General features: G+C 69.7%; 17 protein-coding genes and 1 pseudogene. 11 read left to right on the top strand and 7 right to left on the bottom strand.

Annotated elements, in window-relative coordinates:
* Positions 1 to 12 precede the first annotated feature (12 nt).
* Positions 13 to 285, top strand: a complete 273-nt coding sequence (locus tag C1M51_RS00850) for a DUF6587 family protein (protein WP_129447814.1) — start codon at positions 13 to 15, stop codon at positions 283 to 285.
* Positions 286 to 312: 27 nt separating this feature from the next.
* Here the strand turns inward: C1M51_RS00850 and C1M51_RS00845 are convergent, their stop codons facing one another.
* Complete coding sequence (locus tag C1M51_RS00845; protein WP_129447813.1) at positions 313 to 1,593, bottom strand: DUF3422 family protein; 1,281 nt, start codon at positions 1,591 to 1,593, stop codon at positions 313 to 315.
* Positions 1,594 to 1,689: 96 nt separating this feature from the next.
* On the opposite strand from C1M51_RS00845, the pseudogene C1M51_RS19175 reads away from it, so the two are divergent.
* Both C1M51_RS19175 and soxZ read left to right on the top strand, forming a co-directional pair.
* A pseudogene (locus tag C1M51_RS19175) lies at positions 1,690 to 2,064 on the top strand (thiosulfate oxidation carrier protein SoxY); the annotation flags it as partial.
* 153 nt (positions 2,065 to 2,217) lie between these two features.
* Positions 2,218 to 2,466: a thiosulfate oxidation carrier complex protein SoxZ gene (gene soxZ / locus C1M51_RS19170; protein WP_231497709.1), complete on the top strand. Its 249-nt coding sequence runs from the start codon at positions 2,218 to 2,220 to the stop codon at positions 2,464 to 2,466.
* Positions 2,467 to 2,489: 23 nt separating this feature from the next.
* Here soxZ and C1M51_RS00835 read toward each other — a convergent pair whose 3' ends face one another.
* The 3 genes from C1M51_RS00835 to C1M51_RS00825 all read right to left on the bottom strand — a co-directional run bounded on the left by C1M51_RS00835 (position 2,490) and on the right by C1M51_RS00825 (position 5,124).
* A complete protein-coding gene (locus C1M51_RS00835; RefSeq protein WP_129447812.1) occupies positions 2,490 to 3,758 on the bottom strand; it encodes an FAD/NAD(P)-binding oxidoreductase in 1,269 nt (422 codons plus the stop codon).
* 13 nt (positions 3,759 to 3,771) lie between these two features.
* Positions 3,772 to 4,101 (bottom strand): c-type cytochrome, encoded by a 330-nt coding sequence (locus C1M51_RS00830; protein WP_129447811.1) that lies wholly within the window; start codon positions 4,099 to 4,101, stop codon positions 3,772 to 3,774.
* 78 nt (positions 4,102 to 4,179) lie between these two features.
* Positions 4,180 to 5,124, bottom strand: coding sequence for a LysR family transcriptional regulator (locus C1M51_RS00825; RefSeq protein WP_011829076.1), 945 nt, complete (start codon positions 5,122 to 5,124; stop codon positions 4,180 to 4,182).
* A gap of 124 nt (positions 5,125 to 5,248) precedes the next feature.
* Between C1M51_RS00825 and C1M51_RS00820 the strand changes: the two genes are divergently transcribed.
* Genes C1M51_RS00820 through C1M51_RS00790 form a run of 7 tightly spaced genes read left to right on the top strand, consistent with a single transcriptional unit; the run spans position 5,249 to position 11,651 of the window.
* On the top strand, positions 5,249 to 6,703 hold the full coding sequence (locus C1M51_RS00820; protein ID WP_129452047.1) for a form I ribulose bisphosphate carboxylase large subunit: 1,455 nt from the start codon (positions 5,249 to 5,251) through the stop codon (positions 6,701 to 6,703).
* Between the two features lie 16 nt (positions 6,704 to 6,719).
* Complete coding sequence (locus tag C1M51_RS00815) at positions 6,720 to 7,163, top strand: ribulose bisphosphate carboxylase small subunit (protein WP_129447810.1); 444 nt, start codon at positions 6,720 to 6,722, stop codon at positions 7,161 to 7,163.
* 20 nt (positions 7,164 to 7,183) lie between these two features.
* The gene (gene cbbX / locus C1M51_RS00810; protein WP_129447809.1) at positions 7,184 to 8,140 is read left to right on the top strand and encodes a CbbX protein; all 957 of its coding nucleotides are present in this window, start codon (positions 7,184 to 7,186) and stop codon (positions 8,138 to 8,140) included.
* 34 nt (positions 8,141 to 8,174) lie between these two features.
* A complete protein-coding gene (locus tag C1M51_RS00805; protein ID WP_011829080.1) occupies positions 8,175 to 9,230 on the top strand; it encodes a class 1 fructose-bisphosphatase in 1,056 nt (351 codons plus the stop codon).
* Between the two features lie 8 nt (positions 9,231 to 9,238).
* Complete coding sequence (locus tag C1M51_RS00800) at positions 9,239 to 10,114, top strand: phosphoribulokinase (RefSeq protein WP_129447808.1); 876 nt, start codon at positions 9,239 to 9,241, stop codon at positions 10,112 to 10,114.
* Between the two features lie 34 nt (positions 10,115 to 10,148).
* On the top strand, positions 10,149 to 10,844 hold the full coding sequence (locus C1M51_RS00795) for an HAD-IA family hydrolase (RefSeq protein ID WP_129447807.1): 696 nt from the start codon (positions 10,149 to 10,151) through the stop codon (positions 10,842 to 10,844).
* A 33-nt stretch (positions 10,845 to 10,877) separates the two neighbouring features.
* Positions 10,878 to 11,651 (top strand): HAD-IA family hydrolase, encoded by a 774-nt coding sequence (locus C1M51_RS00790; protein WP_129447806.1) that lies wholly within the window; start codon positions 10,878 to 10,880, stop codon positions 11,649 to 11,651.
* A 31-nt stretch (positions 11,652 to 11,682) separates the two neighbouring features.
* Here the strand turns inward: C1M51_RS00790 and C1M51_RS00785 are convergent, their stop codons facing one another.
* Positions 11,683 to 12,795, bottom strand: coding sequence for a YeeE/YedE family protein (locus C1M51_RS00785; protein WP_242499847.1), 1,113 nt, complete (start codon positions 12,793 to 12,795; stop codon positions 11,683 to 11,685).
* A gap of 121 nt (positions 12,796 to 12,916) precedes the next feature.
* On the opposite strand from C1M51_RS00785, the gene C1M51_RS00780 reads away from it, so the two are divergent.
* Positions 12,917 to 13,810, top strand: a complete 894-nt coding sequence (locus C1M51_RS00780; protein WP_129447804.1) for a caspase family protein — start codon at positions 12,917 to 12,919, stop codon at positions 13,808 to 13,810.
* Between the two features lie 26 nt (positions 13,811 to 13,836).
* Here C1M51_RS00780 and C1M51_RS00775 read toward each other — a convergent pair whose 3' ends face one another.
* On the bottom strand, positions 13,837 to 13,995 hold the full coding sequence (locus tag C1M51_RS00775) for a DUF3309 family protein (RefSeq protein WP_011829086.1): 159 nt from the start codon (positions 13,993 to 13,995) through the stop codon (positions 13,837 to 13,839).
* Positions 13,996 to 14,141: 146 nt separating this feature from the next.
* Positions 14,142 to 14,786 carry a thioredoxin family protein gene (locus tag C1M51_RS00770; RefSeq protein ID WP_129447803.1) on the bottom strand — a complete coding sequence of 215 codons (645 nt, stop codon included), beginning with the start codon at positions 14,784 to 14,786 and terminating at the stop codon, positions 14,142 to 14,144.
* Positions 14,787 to 14,796 lie beyond the last annotated feature (10 nt).

Raw genomic sequence — 14,796 nt, 5'->3', positions numbered from 1 at the left:
GGAGAGCGAACGATGCAGCACCTTGTGGTCGGCCTGCTGGTGGTGCTGTGTTCGGTCTATGCGTTGTGGTCGCTGATGCCCGCGGCGCTGCGCCGCCCGCTGGCCGGGTGGCTGCTGCGCGCGCCGGGGGTCGGGCAGGGCGGCCGGCTGGCGAGCGTGCTGCGTCGTGCGGCGGCCGGGCCCAACGCCTGCGGCTGCGATGGCTGCGATGCCAGGCCCGCGGCTCGGCCGGGCGCTGACGCGGCGGTGCCGATCCGCATCCTCAGGAAATCCGGCAAGCGCTGAGAGGCGCACCGGCCTCCGGCGCGGGCTTCAGCCCTCGATGCGCCGCCGCAGCCGGCGCATGCCCAGCCAGGCGGTGAGCGCGATCACCGGCACGGCCAGTGCAATGACCAACTCCACCGGCACCGGCAGGTGGACCGCGTGCGCACCCTTCGCCAGGTAGCCGACCAGCCCCACGCCGTAGTAGGTGATGGCCGCCACCGACAGCCCTTCGACCGCTGCCTGGAGGCGCAACTGCAGGTGCTGGCGTGCGTTCATCGTCGACAGCAGTTCGCGGGCGTGCTCCTGCTGCAGCGTCTCGACGCGCGTGCGCAGCAGTTCGCTGGCGCGCGACACGCGCTCCGACAGCGCGCCCAGCCGCCGCGAGGCCCAGGCCGTGGTGGTGACCGCGGGCTTCAAGCGGCGGTCGACGAACTCGCGCACCGTCTGCAGCCCTTCGAGGCGGGTCTCGCGCAGCTCGTCGATGCGCTGCTCGACCAGGTCGAAGTAGGCCGACGACGCCGAGAAGCGGCTGTGGTGCCGCGCATAGGTGGATTCGACCTCGCGCGCGAGCCGCGTGAGCGAATCCAGCAGCCGCGCCTCGTCGGTCGTCTCGCTGCCGGCGCGGGTGTCGGCCAGGCCGGCGAGCTGGCGTTCGAGCTCGTCGAGACGGCGCGTGGTGTCGCGTGCCACCGGCAGGCCGAGCAGCGCCATCATGCGGTAGGTGTCGATCTCGAGCAGGCGCTGCACGTTGCGCCCCAGCCGGCGCGGCGTGATCGCCGGGTTGCTCACGCCGACCAGCCAGCGGCCATAGCCGTCGGGGTGCAGCCGGAAATCGCTGTAGATCTGCAGGTCGCCGTCGGCGACGTCGGCCCCGACCAGCGAGTCGGCGTCGAGCCAGCTGTCGACCAGGCTGCGCAGGTTCTGCTCGGGGGAATTGAGCACCAGCAGGTTGGTGGCGACCAGCAGCTCGCCGGGCACCGTGGACAGCCAGCCGTCCGGCAGGGCGCGGTAGGCCGGCGCGGCGTCGAGCGCCTCGTCGGCGCGCAGCGGGCGCCAGACCGTGTAGCTGACGAACTCGGTGTGGCGCTCCCAGCGCAGGCGGCAGCCCGGCAGGTCGATGCTCAGGTGGTTGGCCTCGGGCGCCGGCAACGGCAGGTGCAGGTCGCGCAGGAGCGTCTCGAGATGGGTGCGGTCGGCCACCTGCACCTCGGGGCTGGAGACGAAGGCGAGGTGCGATACCGCCAGTGGCGGCTGCATTCGTTCATACGGCCGCGCGTGGACTTCGTTGTGGAGCGCGGTGCGCAGCGGGTGAGGGTGACGGGTCGGCATGGGACGAGAGTATCCCGCGACTGCCCCTAGCCCCGCCGTGGCGTACCGTGTCCCGTAGCATGGCGGATCGACCCTGACGAATCTCGACCACCCGACATGCTGCGTCGCCGCGAGTTGCTCCTCTCTGCCCTGGCGGCTGCCGTGCCGTCGGTGCGCGCCGCCGATCTGCCGTCGTTCCCGCGGGCTGCGTTCGACGCGAAGACCATGCCGCAGTTGCTGAAGGCGCTCGGCCTGCCGGCGCCGGTGGCCAGCAAGGACGTGCTGTTGCAGGCACCCGATCTTTTCGAGGACGGCACCGTCGTGCCGGTGACGCTGGGCTGCAGCCTGCCGGGCGTGCAGCGCCTGCTGCTCGGCGTGGAGCGCAATCCGACGCTGCTCGCGGCCCTGTTCGAGCCCGGCGAGCCGCTGGAGCCGAACATCGCCCTCCGCGTGAAGATGCAGGAGACCTCGAACGTGATCGCGCTCGCCGTCATGAAGGACGGCCGCGTGCTGATGGCGAACAAGGAGGTCAAGATCACCCTCGGTGGCTGCGGCGGGGCGGCCGAGCCGCAGCCGGAACAGTCGGCGCAGCCGACGCTGATCCGCGTGCAGGCCGCGGGGGCCGGCGCCACCGTGCGCTCGCTGATGAAGCACGAGATGGAGAGCGGCCAGCGCAAGGACGGCAGTGGCCGCACGATCCCGGCCTGGCACATCCAGGAGGTGGTGGCGCGCGTCAACGGCCAGCCGGTGCTGACCGCGCAGTGGGGCACGGCGGTGTCGAAGAACCCCTTCCTGCAGTTCGGCGTGCGCGGCGTGAAGCCGGGCGACAAGGTCGCGCTGGCCTGGGCCGACAACCACGGCGTCAGGCGCAGCGACGAGGTCGCCGTCGCCTGACGGTCACCCCCGGCCGGCGGGGCTCAGCCGAGCGCGTCGGCCCAGATGTTCTTCGCCCAGCCGAGCGCGTACCGCGCCTCGAGCGCATTGCGCTCGCTCGACAGGCCGCCGGAGCCGGCCACCGTCTTGAAGGTCTTCTCGGCCTCGACGTACTCGTGCACGCTGGCCACGTGCACCACCAGGTCCGGCGCGACGAAGCTGTAGCAGGTGTTGGTCAGCAGCGGCTTCGGGTTCGGCGCCAGGCCGGAGAGTTCGGACACGATGGCCGCAGCGGCCACCTTGGCATGCGAGTTGGCCATGTGGCCGGACTTGGGCATGCCGGCGGCGAGCTGGATGGCATCGCCGATCACGTGGATGTCCTTCGCGGCGGTCGACTGGAAGGTGAGGTAGTCGACGCCGACCCAGCGCTTGTTGGAGTTGGCCAGGCCGGTCTGCACCGCGATCTGGCCGGCGCGCTGCTGCGGCAGCACGTTCAGCACGTCGGCCTTGAAGTTCTCCTGCACCTCGAACTTGAGCGTGTTGCCCTCGATGCCCACCACCTTGTGCTGCGGGCGGTATTCGATCAGGCCGGGATAGAGCTCGCTCCAGGCCTTCTTGAACAGCGCGCCCTTCGAGGTCACGTCGGGGTTGGCGTCGAACAGCACGACCTTGGACTTCGGCTTGGCCTTCTTGAAGTAGGACGCCACCAGCGCCACGCGCTCGTAGGGCCCGGGCGGGCAGCGGTACGGCGCCTCGGGCACCGTCAGCGCATAGACGCCACCGTCGGGCAGGGCCTCGAGCTGTTTGCGCAGCGCCACCGTCTCGGGCCCGGCCTTCCAGGCCTGCAGCACGCGGCCCTCGGCGTGAGCCTCGCTCAGGCCGGGAACGGTGTCGAGCTGCAGCTCGACGCCCGGCGACAGCACCAGCTTGTCGTAGCGGATGCTGCCGCCGCGCGCCAGCGTCACGGTCTTCCTGGCCGGGTCGACCGCCGAGACATAGTCCTTCACGACGGTGATGCCGTGCTGCCTGCGCAGCCCGTCATAGGAGGTGGCGAGCGACGACAGGTCGCGCGCGCCTTCGAGCACCAGGTTGCTGAGCGGGCAGGAGATGAAGCTGTCGTTCGGCTCGATCAGCACCACGTCGATCTTGTGGTCCGACAGCAGCCGCACGTACTTGGCCGCGGTGGCGCCGCCGTAGCCGCCGCCCACCACCACCACCTTGGCCGACTCCGGCACGCGCGATGTCGCGCAACCGCCCAACAGCGCCAGCAGGCCGGTCGCGCCGGCACCCTGGATCAATGCACGTCTTTGCATGGCGGTCTCCTCGTCACTTCTGCGCTGCGAAATAACCGGCGATCGCGTCGAGCTGCGCCGGCGTGTAGCCCTTGGTGAGCTGGTGCATGATCGTCGCGGGGCGCTTGCCTTCGCGGAAGGCGGTGAGCTGTTCGACGAGGTAGGCCTTGTCGAGCCCGGCCAGCCTGGCGAGCCCGGCGTCGGTGGACGACGAGCGGCCTTCGGTGCCGTGGCAGTTGGCGCAGGTGGCGGCCCAGCTGCGCACCTGCAGGGCGGCGGCGTCCTGGGCCAGCGCGCCGCCGGCGGCCAGGCTGGCGGCCAGCGCGGCGGCGGCCAGCGTCGATCTCGCAAGCAGTGTCTTCATGTCGTTCTCCTGGTTCCCCGGTCTCGGGCCGGAGCGCATGGTGCCAGCATGCCGGCCCTTTGCATATTTGCGGTGCAACTATCGATCCGCGCCCGCCGACAACAAGGGGGTGTCATGCGCCACCAGGTAGGCCTCGGCCTCCTCGAGGATGAAGTAGCGGAAGGCCTCGGCCGACGGCGACAGCAGCTTGGACAGCAGGTGCACCACGTTCCAGCTGCGCATCACCGGCGCGCCCTCGACGTCGACCAGGTGCAGCAGGCCCGACCGCAGTTCGAGCCCCACCGTGTGCAGCGACAGGAAGGACAGGCCCATGCCGGCCATCACCGCCTGCTTGATGGTCTCGTTGCTCGACATCTCCATGCTGATGCGCGGCGCGAAGCGGTGCTCCTTGAAGAAGCGCTCCATCGCGTTGCGCGTGCCGGAGCCGGGCTCGCGCACGATGAAGGGGTAGGGCGCCAGCGCCTCCAGCGGCGGGTGGCCGAAACGCAGCAGCGGATGGTCGGGCGGCGCGATGAACACCAGCGGGTGCGCCGCGAACGGCTCGGCGCGCGTGGCCAGCTCCTTCGGCGGCCGGCCCATCACGGCCAGGTCGCACTCGTTGGCGTGCAGCAGGTCGAGCAGCTGCTCGCGGTTCTGCGAGACCTGCAGGCGCACGTCGATGCCGGGGTGCTCCTCCCGGAAGCGCGCCAGCAGCCGCGGCACGAAGTACTTGGCGGTGCTCACCATGCCGATCGTCAGCAGCCCGGTTTCCAGGCGCTGGAAGCGCGCCATCGCGTCGTCGGCATCCTTCAGCGTGGCCAGCAGACGCTTGGCGTAGACCAGGTAGTACTCGCCCGCGGTGCTCAGCGACACGCCGCGCCCGCTGCGCTCGAACAAGGGCAGGCCGACCTGCGATTCGAGCTCCTTGACCTGCATCGTCACGGCCGGTGGCGTGAGGTGCAGCGCCTCCGCCGCGCGCGCGAAGCTGAGGTGGCGTGCCACCTCGGTGAAAACCCGAAGCTGGCGGAAGGTGACGTTCTTCATTAAGGCAAATGTGAAGCCGAAGCCAAGAAGATATGAATTCCTCTTAGTCCAATACGAACCTATCTTGTGCCCCAGGCCGTGTCAATCGAACCGGACCAGCAAGGAGGCCGTCTTGAACAAGCCGATGGAAGACGCAGCGATCACCGACGTCAAGAAGCGCTACAGCGCGGGCGTCCTGAAGTACCGGCAGATGGGCTACTGGATGCCCGACTACGTGCCGAAGGACACCGACACGATCTGCCTCTTCCGCATCACGCCGCAGGACGGCGTGGACCCGGTGGAGGCCGCGGCTGCGGTGGCCGGCGAGTCCAGCACCGCGACCTGGACCGTGGTGTGGACCGATCGCCTGACGGCTTGCGACAGCTACCGCGCCAAGGCCTACAAGGTGGAGCCGGTGCCGGGCATTCCGGGGCAGTTCTTCGCCTGGGTGGCCTACGACATCATCCTGTTCGAGGAAGGCTCGATCGCCAACATGACGGCGAGCCTGATCGGCAATGTGTTCTCGTTCAAGCCGCTGAAGGCGGCGCGGCTCGAGGACATCCGCATCCCGGTCGCCTACGTGAAGACCTTCAAGGGCCCGCCGACCGGCCTGGTGGTGGAGCGTGAGCGCCTGGACAAGTTCGGCCGCCCGCTGCTGGGCGCCACCACCAAGCCCAAGCTGGGCCTGTCGGGCCGCAACTACGGCCGCGTGGTCTACGAGGGCCTGAAGGGTGGCCTCGACTTCATGAAGGACGACGAGAACATCAACTCGCAGCCCTTCATGCACTGGCGTGACCGCTACCTCTACGTGATGGACGCGGTGAACAAGGCCAGCGCGGCCACCGGCGAGATCAAGGGCAGCTACCTGAACGTGACGGCCGCGACCATGGAGGACATGTACGAGCGCGCCGAGTTCGCCAAGGAACTGGGCAGCGTGATCGTGATGATCGACCTGGTGATCGGCTACACGGCGATCCAGAGCATGAGCAACTGGGCGCGCCGGAACGACGTGATCCTGCACCTGCACCGCGCCGGCCACGGCACCTACACGCGCCAGAAGAACCACGGCGTGAGCTTCCGCGTGATCGCCAAGTGGATGCGGCTGGCCGGCGTGGACCACATCCACACCGGCACCGCGGTCGGCAAGCTCGAGGGCGACCCGATGACGGTGCAGGGCTACTACAACGTGTGCCGCGACAGCTACACCCGGCAGGATCTGCCGCGCGGCCTGTTCTTCGACCAGGACTGGGCCGACCTGAAGAAGGTGATGCCGGTGGCGAGCGGCGGCATCCACGCCGGCCAGATGCACCAGCTGATCGACCTGTTCGGCGACGATGTGGTGCTGCAGTTCGGCGGCGGCACGATCGGCCACCCGCAAGGCATCCAGGCCGGGGCGGTGGCCAACCGCGTGGCGCTGGAATGCATGGTGAAGGCCCGCAACGAAGGCCGCGACATCAGGAACGAGGGCCCGGAGATCCTGCGCAAGGCCGCGCAGTTCTGTGCGCCGCTGAAGCAGGCGCTCGACACCTGGGGCGAGATCAGCTTCAACTACACCCCGACCGACACCAGCGACTACGCCGTCACGCCGGGCGTGGCCTGACAGGGAGCACCCGACCATGATGACCAACCCCACCGGCCGCCTGACCCAGGGCCAGTTCAGCTTCCTGCCCGACCTGAGCGACGCCGAGATCACGCTGCAGATCGAGTACGGCCTCGGCAAGGGCTATGCGTGGAGCGTGGAGTACACCGACGACCCGCACCCGCGCAACACCTACTGGGAGATGTACGGCAACCCGATGTTCGACCTGCATGACGCCGCCGGCGTGCTGATGGAACTCGACCACTGCCGCAAGACCTTCCCGAACCACTACATCCGCCTGATGGCCTTCGATTCGACGCGCGGCATCGAGTCGATCGCGATGAGCTTCATCGTCAACCGTCCTTCGAAGGAGCCAGGCTTCATGCTCGATCGCCAGGAGGCCAACGGCCGCACGATGCGCTACCAGGTGCGGGGCTACGCCGCCGAGCAGCCCGAAGGCGAACGCTACGGCGGGCGCTGAAGCACGCCGACGAGTCCGCCATGAACCAGCCGCTGTACGCCATTCCCGGAGCCTCCGAGGCCGTGCCGCCGGCCTCGGTCGCCGCCGCGCCGGCGTCCGGCGCGACGACGGTGGCCGAGGTGCTGGCCGACAGCCAGGTGGAGGCGGTGCTCGACGAGCTGGACCGCGACCTCATCGGCCTGGCGCCGGTGAAGCAGCGCATCCGCGACATCGCCGCGCTGCTGGTGATCGACAAGCTCCGGCTCAACCTGGGCCTGGCGGCGCAGTCGCCGTCGCTGCACATGAGCTTCACCGGCAACCCCGGCACCGGCAAGACCACGGTGGCGATGCGCATGGCCGAGATCCTGCACCGCCTGGGCTACGTGCGCAAAGGCCATCTGGTGGCGGTGACGCGCGACGACCTGGTGGGGCAGTACATCGGCCACACCGCGCCCAAGACCAAGGAAGTGCTGAAGAAGGCGATGGGCGGCGTGCTGTTCATCGACGAGGCCTACTACCTCTACCGCCCCGAGAACGAGCGCGACTATGGCCAGGAGGCGATCGAGATCCTGCTGCAGGTGATGGAGAACCAGCGCGACGACCTGGTGGTGATCCTCGCCGGCTACAAGGACCGGATGGACACCTTCTTCAAGTCCAACCCCGGCATGAGTTCGCGCGTCGCGCACCACCTCGACTTCCCGGACTACAACCAGGCGGAGCTGCTGAGCATCGCCGACCTGATGCTGCAGCAGCAGAACTACCGCTTCGACACGGCTCCCGGCGCCGACGCCCGCGCGGCCTTCGGCGACTACCTGAACCTGCGCATCGCGCAGCCGCACTTCGCCAACGCGCGCAGCGTGCGCAACGCGCTGGACCGCGCGCGCCTGCGCCAGGCCAGCCGGCTGTTCGCGGACCGCCACCGGGCGCTGAGCCGCGACGACCTCACGACGCTCAGCGCCGACGACATCCACGGCAGCCGGCTGTTCCAGCGCGGCTGACCGACAAGAACACGACACTGCACAGGAGCCCCCCATGGACCCCATCGAGCTTGAGCAATGGCTCTCGGCGCACCCTCCGGCGCTGGCCGACGTGATCCGGCATGTGGCGGCGGCCTGCGCACGCATCAGCCGGGCGGCCGCGCGCGCGCCGCTGGCGGGGCAGCTCGGCGGCGCCGGCTCGCTCAACTCGCAGGGCGAGCCGCAGCAGCGGCTCGACGTGCTGGCCGATGCCTGCGTGTCGCAGGCGCTGTCGGCCTGTACCCATGTGGCCGGCTGGGTCAGCGAGGAGCACGCCGATGTGACGGTGTCGCCCGAGCACGGCAGCGGCGGCGCCTACCTGGTGGTGTTCGATCCGCTCGACGGCTCATCGAACGTCGAGACCAACGTGGCGATCGGCAGCATCTTCTCGGTGCTGCCCCACCTGTTCCGCGGCACGCCGGCCAGCGCGGCCGCCTTCATGCAGCCGGGCCGGCGCCAGGTGGCGGCCGGCTACGCGATCTACGGCCCCTCGACGGTGCTGGTGCTGAGCCTGGGCCAGGGCGTGCACATGTTCACCCTCGACCCGGACGCGCCCGGCGACGCCGCTCGCTGGGTGCTGACGCGGGCCGACGTGGAGGTGCCGGTGTCGACCACCGAGTTCGCGATCAACGCCTCGAACCAGCGCTTCTGGGAGAAGCCGGTGCAGCGTTACGTGGCCGAGTGCCTGGCGGGCCAGAGCGGGCCACGCGGCCGCGACTTCAACATGCGCTGGGTGGCCAGCCTGGTGGCCGAGGTGCACCGCATCCTCACGCGCGGCGGCGTCTTCCTGTACCCGCGCGACAGCAGGGAGCCCTTCAGGCCCGGGCGCCTGCGGCTGCTGTACGAGGCCGCGCCGATGGCCTGGCTGATGGAGCAGGCCGGCGCGGCGGCGACCACCGGCACCGGCCCGCTGCTGGAGCTGGTGCCCGACGCGCTGCACCACAAGGTGCCGGTGATCCTGGGTTCGCGCGACGAGGTCGAGCGCATCGTGACCTACCATGAGGACCCGAGCGCCAATGTGTCCTGGCAGCTGTTCAAGACGCGCTCGCTGTTCATCCAGCCGCAAGCCTAGGCCGACGCATGAGCCGCAAGCATCCCGTCATCGCGGTGACCGGTTCCAGTGGGGCCGGGACGACCACCGTCAAGCGCGTGTTCGAGAACATCTTCCGGCGCGAGGGCATCCGTCCGGCGGTCATCGAGGGCGATGCCTTCCACCGCTTCTCGCGGCAGGAGATGAAGGAGCGCATCGCCCAGGGCGATCTGGAGGGCCGTGCCGTCAGCCACTTCGGGCCCGACACCAACGAGTGGGCGCTGCTGGAGCAGCAGTTCCGCGCCTACGGGCAGGGCGGGCGCTGCCGTTCGCGCTACTACCTGCACAGCCCCGAGGAAGCCGAGCCCTACCAGCAGGAGCCCGGGACCTTCACGCCCTGGGTGGAGACGCCGGCCGATACCGACCTGCTGTTCTACGAGGGCCTGCACGGCTGCGTGAAGACCGAGACGATCGACATGGTGCGGCACGCCGACCTGAAGATCGGCGTCGTGCCGATCATCAACCTCGAGTGGATCCAGAAGATCCACCGCGACACCAGGGACCGCGGCTATTCCAAGGAGGCGGTGTCCGACGTGATCCTGCGCCGCATGCACGACTACGTGCACTACATCGTGCCGCAGTTCGGCGAGACCGACATCAACTTCCAGCGCGTGCCGGTGGTCGACACCTCCAACCCCTTCATCGCCCGCGACATCCCGACGGCCGGCGAGAGCCTCACGGTGATCCGCTTCAAGAACCCGCGCGGCATCGACTTTCCCTACCTGCTGTCGATGATCGACAACTCGTTCATGAGCCGTGCGAACACCATCGTCGTGCCGGGCGGCAAGATGGACCTGGCGATGCAGCTGATCCTGACGCCGATGATCCTGCGGCTGATGGAGATCCGCCGTGCCCAGTTGCAGTGAGCCCGCTGCGTCGAACCCTGAACCAAGGAACAACATGACGATCCGTCTCGTGAGCTTCGACCTCGACGGCACCCTGGTGGACACCGCCGCCGAGATCGCCGAGGCCGTGCACCGCGCCTTCGACGACGTCGGCATCGAGCGCCGGCCGCAGGCCGAGATCACCAACCTGATCGGCCGCGGCACGCGCGAGCTGATGCTCAAGCTGCTGGCGCGCGTGATGCTGGAGCAGCCGGCGCTGTCGGAGCGGGTGCAGCCCGAGGCGGTGCTGGAGCGCTTCGAGCACCACTACGCCGAGACGGCGGGCTGCTTCGGCAAACCGTACCCGGGCTGTGTCGCGACGCTCGAACGCCTGCGCGACCAGGGCGTGAGGCTGGTGTGCGTGACCAACAAGGAGCAGCGTCATGCCGAGCGCGTGCTGGCGGTGACGCGGCTCGACGGCTACTTCAGCATGCTGATCGGCGGCGACACGCTGCCGGTCAAGAAGCCGCACAACGGCGTCCTGGCCCATGTGCTGCGCCACCACGGCGTCAGCGCCGACGAGGCGGCCCATGTGGGCGACTCGTCGATCGACGTGGAGAGCGCACGCAACGCCGGCGTGCGGGCCTGGGCGGTGCCGCACGGCTACAACGCGGGGGTGCCGATCGAGGATTCCAACCCGGACCGGCTGTTTCCCAACCTGTCGGCGATCGCCGACGAGGTGGACGCCGTGCTGGGGCCGCTGCCGGCATGATGTGAAGCAACGATTCACGAACGGGAGACGCCGATGCTGGCCGCCTTGCTGTGGGATGTGGATGGCACCATGGCCGAGACCGAACGCGACGGTCATCTCGTCGCGTTCAACGAAGCCTTCGAGGCGCTCGGCCTGCCGTGGCGATGGAGCGTCGAGCGCTACACCGAGCTGCTGCGCGTGACCGGGGGACGCGAGCGCCTGCTGCACGACATGACCACGCAGGCCGACGCCCCGGCCGGCGCGGCCGAGCGCGACCGTCTGGCCGCGGCGCTGCATGCCGAGAAGAACCGGCGTTACGGCCAGCTCGTGGAGCGCGGCGCGATCGCGCTGCGCCCCGGCGTGCTGCGGCTGATGAACGAGGCCACGGCGAGCGGGGTGCAGCTGGCCATTGCCACCACCACGTCGCGCGTGAACCTGGAGGCCTTGCTGGGCGCGCAGCTCGGCACGAACTGGCCCACACGCTTCGCGGCCATCGTCTGCGGCGAGGACGCGCCGGTGAAGAAGCCCGACCCGCAGGTCTACCTGCGCTGCCTGGATGCGCTGCAGCTCGACGCCGACGAGACGCTCGCGATCGAGGATTCGCCGAACGGATTGGCCGCGGCCCGCGCCGCCGGCATCGCGACGCTGGTGACACGCAGCCTGAATTTCGCGAGCCACGCCTTCGAGGGCGCGCTCGCGGTCTGCGACGATCTCGATCACCCGGCCGCGCCGTCTGCCCATCTTCACGGTGCGCGTGCTGCGCGCATCGATCTGGCGCTGCTGCGGCACTGGCATGCCGCGTGGTGGCAGGAGCCGCTGCGGGCCTAGGACCCGCGGCGGGCCTGGTGAATGCGCTGCCTCAGCCTTCGCGGTCGATCACCCAGGCCTGGTAGCGCAGCGCCGCCACGGCACCGGCCACGATGCCGGCCACCGCGATGAACGATCCGGCCGACAGCAGCGACAGGCCGCTGAGTCCCTGGCCGATCGAGCAACCCAGCGCCGTGACGCCGCCCACGCCCATCAGCACCGCACCGACCAGATGCTGGGCGGTGTCGCGCACGTCGCGAAAGCCCTCCCAGCGGAACTCCCGCCGCAGCAGGGCGGTGGCGGCGGCGCCGAGCAGGGTGCCCAGCACGGTCGTGATGCCGAAGCTCAGCACCGTGCCGCGGTCGGACCACAGCGTCAGCAAATCCAGCGTGTAGGCCGTGGGCGCGACGAAGCTCAGCGCTTCCGGGCGGCGCGAGTGGGTGGCGAGCCAGGCCGGCTCCAGGGTTTCGGGGTGCTCGCTCAGGTGACCGAGCGAGCCCGTGACGAACCATGCCGCGACGATCAGCGCGCCGATGGCCAGACCGCCGAGCAGCGGCCCCGGTCGCAGGAAGTCGCGGCCCCGTCGCAGCCAGAGCAGCAGCGGCACCGCCAGCAGCACGCACAGCGCGGCGCGCAGCCACGGCAGCGGCAGGTCGACAACGCGAGACAGCCACGAGGGCATATCCTGCGGGCCGGCCAGCAGCGGCCCGACCGGGTCCAGCCATTCGACGCGCGGCAGCGCGAACGCGCCGCGCAGCGTCATCTGCGCCGCGAAGCCGACGACCAGTAGAACCACCAGGGCCTTCAGGCTGCCGCCACCGGCGCGCACCAGGGCCCGCGAGGCGCAGCCCGACGCCAGCACCATGCCGAAACCGAAGGCCAGCCCGCCCAGGCCCTGCGCCAGCCAGCTCAGGCGCCGACCGGTGTAGATGGACTGGCTCAGGTCCACGCCGCCCAGCCCGATCAGAGCCTGCGTGCCGACCAGCGCCACCAGCGCGGCCCAGACCCAGGTGCGCAGCCGGGTCGCGTCACCGAAGTTCACCACGTCGGCGATCGCACCCATGGTGCAGAAGCGCGTGGCCTGGGCGAGGGCGCCGAAGGCGATGCCGAGGGCCAGTCCGCACAGCAGCACGGTCTGGATCAATTGACTGGAGTTCGTGTCCACGGGGGGCGGCAAGGCAAGTCGGTTCCCCGGGATTCTGACGCGCCGCCGTCAAGCTAGGTGTGCTGCCGAGACACCTCACTGCCTACGATGCGGTCCTTCCTGTCGGAGCAAGGGGGCGTTCATGGCCACGAAGACGATCAAGCGCAAGGGACTGTCGCTGCACGCCGGTCTCAATCTGGTCAGCGGCACGCACTACGGTGGCTGGACCGGCGAGCTCAGCGCCTGCGAGTTCGACGCCGAGGACATGGCGGCGCTGGCACGCGCTCAGGGTCTGAAGCCGACGGTGCTGCTGACGAGGAAGGCCACCCGCGCGGCGTTGCTTGCCCGCATCCGAGCCGCGGCGAAGGCGCTGAAGAGCGGCGACCTGTTTTTCCTGACCTACTCCGGTCATGGCGGCCAGGTGGACGATGTGACCGGTGAGGAAGGCGACAAGCTCGACGAGACCTGGTGCCTGTACGACGGACAGCTGATCGACGACGAGCTCTATGCCGAGCTGGGCCGCTTCGCGAAGGGCGTGCGCGTGCTGGTGCTTTCCGACAGTTGCCACAGCGGCACCGTGACCCGTGCCGCGCCGCCCGCGCCCGGCGGCGTGCCGATGCCGCGCTCGCGCATGATGCCGCCGGCGATCGCGCGGCGGACCTACCGCGACCACCAGGCGTTCTACGACAAGCTGCAACGCGACGTGGCTCGCGCCGGTGGCGGTCGGCCGGTGGAGCCCGATGCCGCGCTGGCGCAGTTGGCGGTCAGTCCCCGCCTCACGGCACTGGCGGCTCGGCTGAAGGCCGCGGTCATCCTGGTGTCGGGTTGCCAGGACAACCAGAGCTCGCTCGACGGCGAGCACAACGGTGCGTTCACCGAGCAGCTGCTGCGCGTCTGGAACCAGGGCAGGTTCGAGGGCCATTACGCCGGCTTCCACGCGAGGATCAAGGCCGGCATGCCGGCAAGCCAGACACCCAACCTGTTCGTACTGGGGCCGGCCGCGGCCTTCCTGCGGCAACGGCCCTTCACGCTGTGAGGCGTGCGGCGCGGTTCATGACCGCGTCATATCCGGCCCATCAGCAGCAGCACGATGACGATCAACAGCACCAACCCGACGCCGCCGCTGGGGCCATAACCCCAGTTCCGGCTGTGGGGCCAGTTCGGGATCGCGCCGATCAGGATGAGGATCAGGACGATCAGCAGGAGGGTACCGAGGGTCATGGGCGCTCCGGGAGTGTCGAATGACCTCACGGTAGACGGCCCGCGGCGCCGGCGATGTCGGAGCGAGGCTCGTCGCGAAGTCGGTCGGTGCCCCGCCTGTGCGGCGGCGGCAGGGAGCGACCGCGCCATGCAGACGCGGCGTGCGATCAGCTGGCGTACTTGACGCTGCAGCCGTAGGGCGTCGCGGTGCCGGTGCTCACCGCCTTGCCGGCCAGCGACTCGGTCAGGGCGGCCTTGACGAAGTTCCGTGCGCCCTTCACGTCGGCCGGGTCGGCCGACCGCTTGTCGTCGATGCCGCCGGCAAAGATCAGCTTGCCGCCCGGGTCGATGACGTACATGTGCGGCGTGGTCTTGGCACCGTAGGCCTTGCCGACGCGGCCCGCATCGTCCATCAGCAGCGCCGTGGGCGCCGCGCCCCAGCTCTGGTACTTGGCCTGCAGCGCCGCGGGCTCGAGGTAGTCGGTGGCGCCCCGGGCGGTGGAACTGATGCTCAGCCACGCCACGTTCCGACCGACGAACTCCTTCTGGAGGCCCTGCATGTTCTGCGAGCTGTAGTGCTTCTGCACGAAGGGACAGCCCGGATTGGTCCACTCGAGCACCACGTGTCGGCCCTTGAAGTCGGCGAGCTTCACGGTCTTGCCATGGGTGTCCTTCAGCTCGAAGTCCGGGGCCGCCTCGCCGATGCTCACGGCCCGCGCGGCACCGGGCAGCGCCATCAGGGCGGTCGGCAGTGCGATGACTGCCGCGGCCGAGAGCGTGAAACGTCGGCGGTTGTTCGACAAGGCTCGCATCGTCATCTCC

This window comes from Methylibium sp. Pch-M (assembly GCF_004136295.1).
GTDB lineage: Bacteria > Pseudomonadota > Gammaproteobacteria > Burkholderiales > Burkholderiaceae_C > Methylibium > Methylibium petroleiphilum.
The sequence above is the reverse complement of the archived record's forward strand: the minus strand, read 5'-3'. Positions and strand labels throughout refer to the sequence as shown.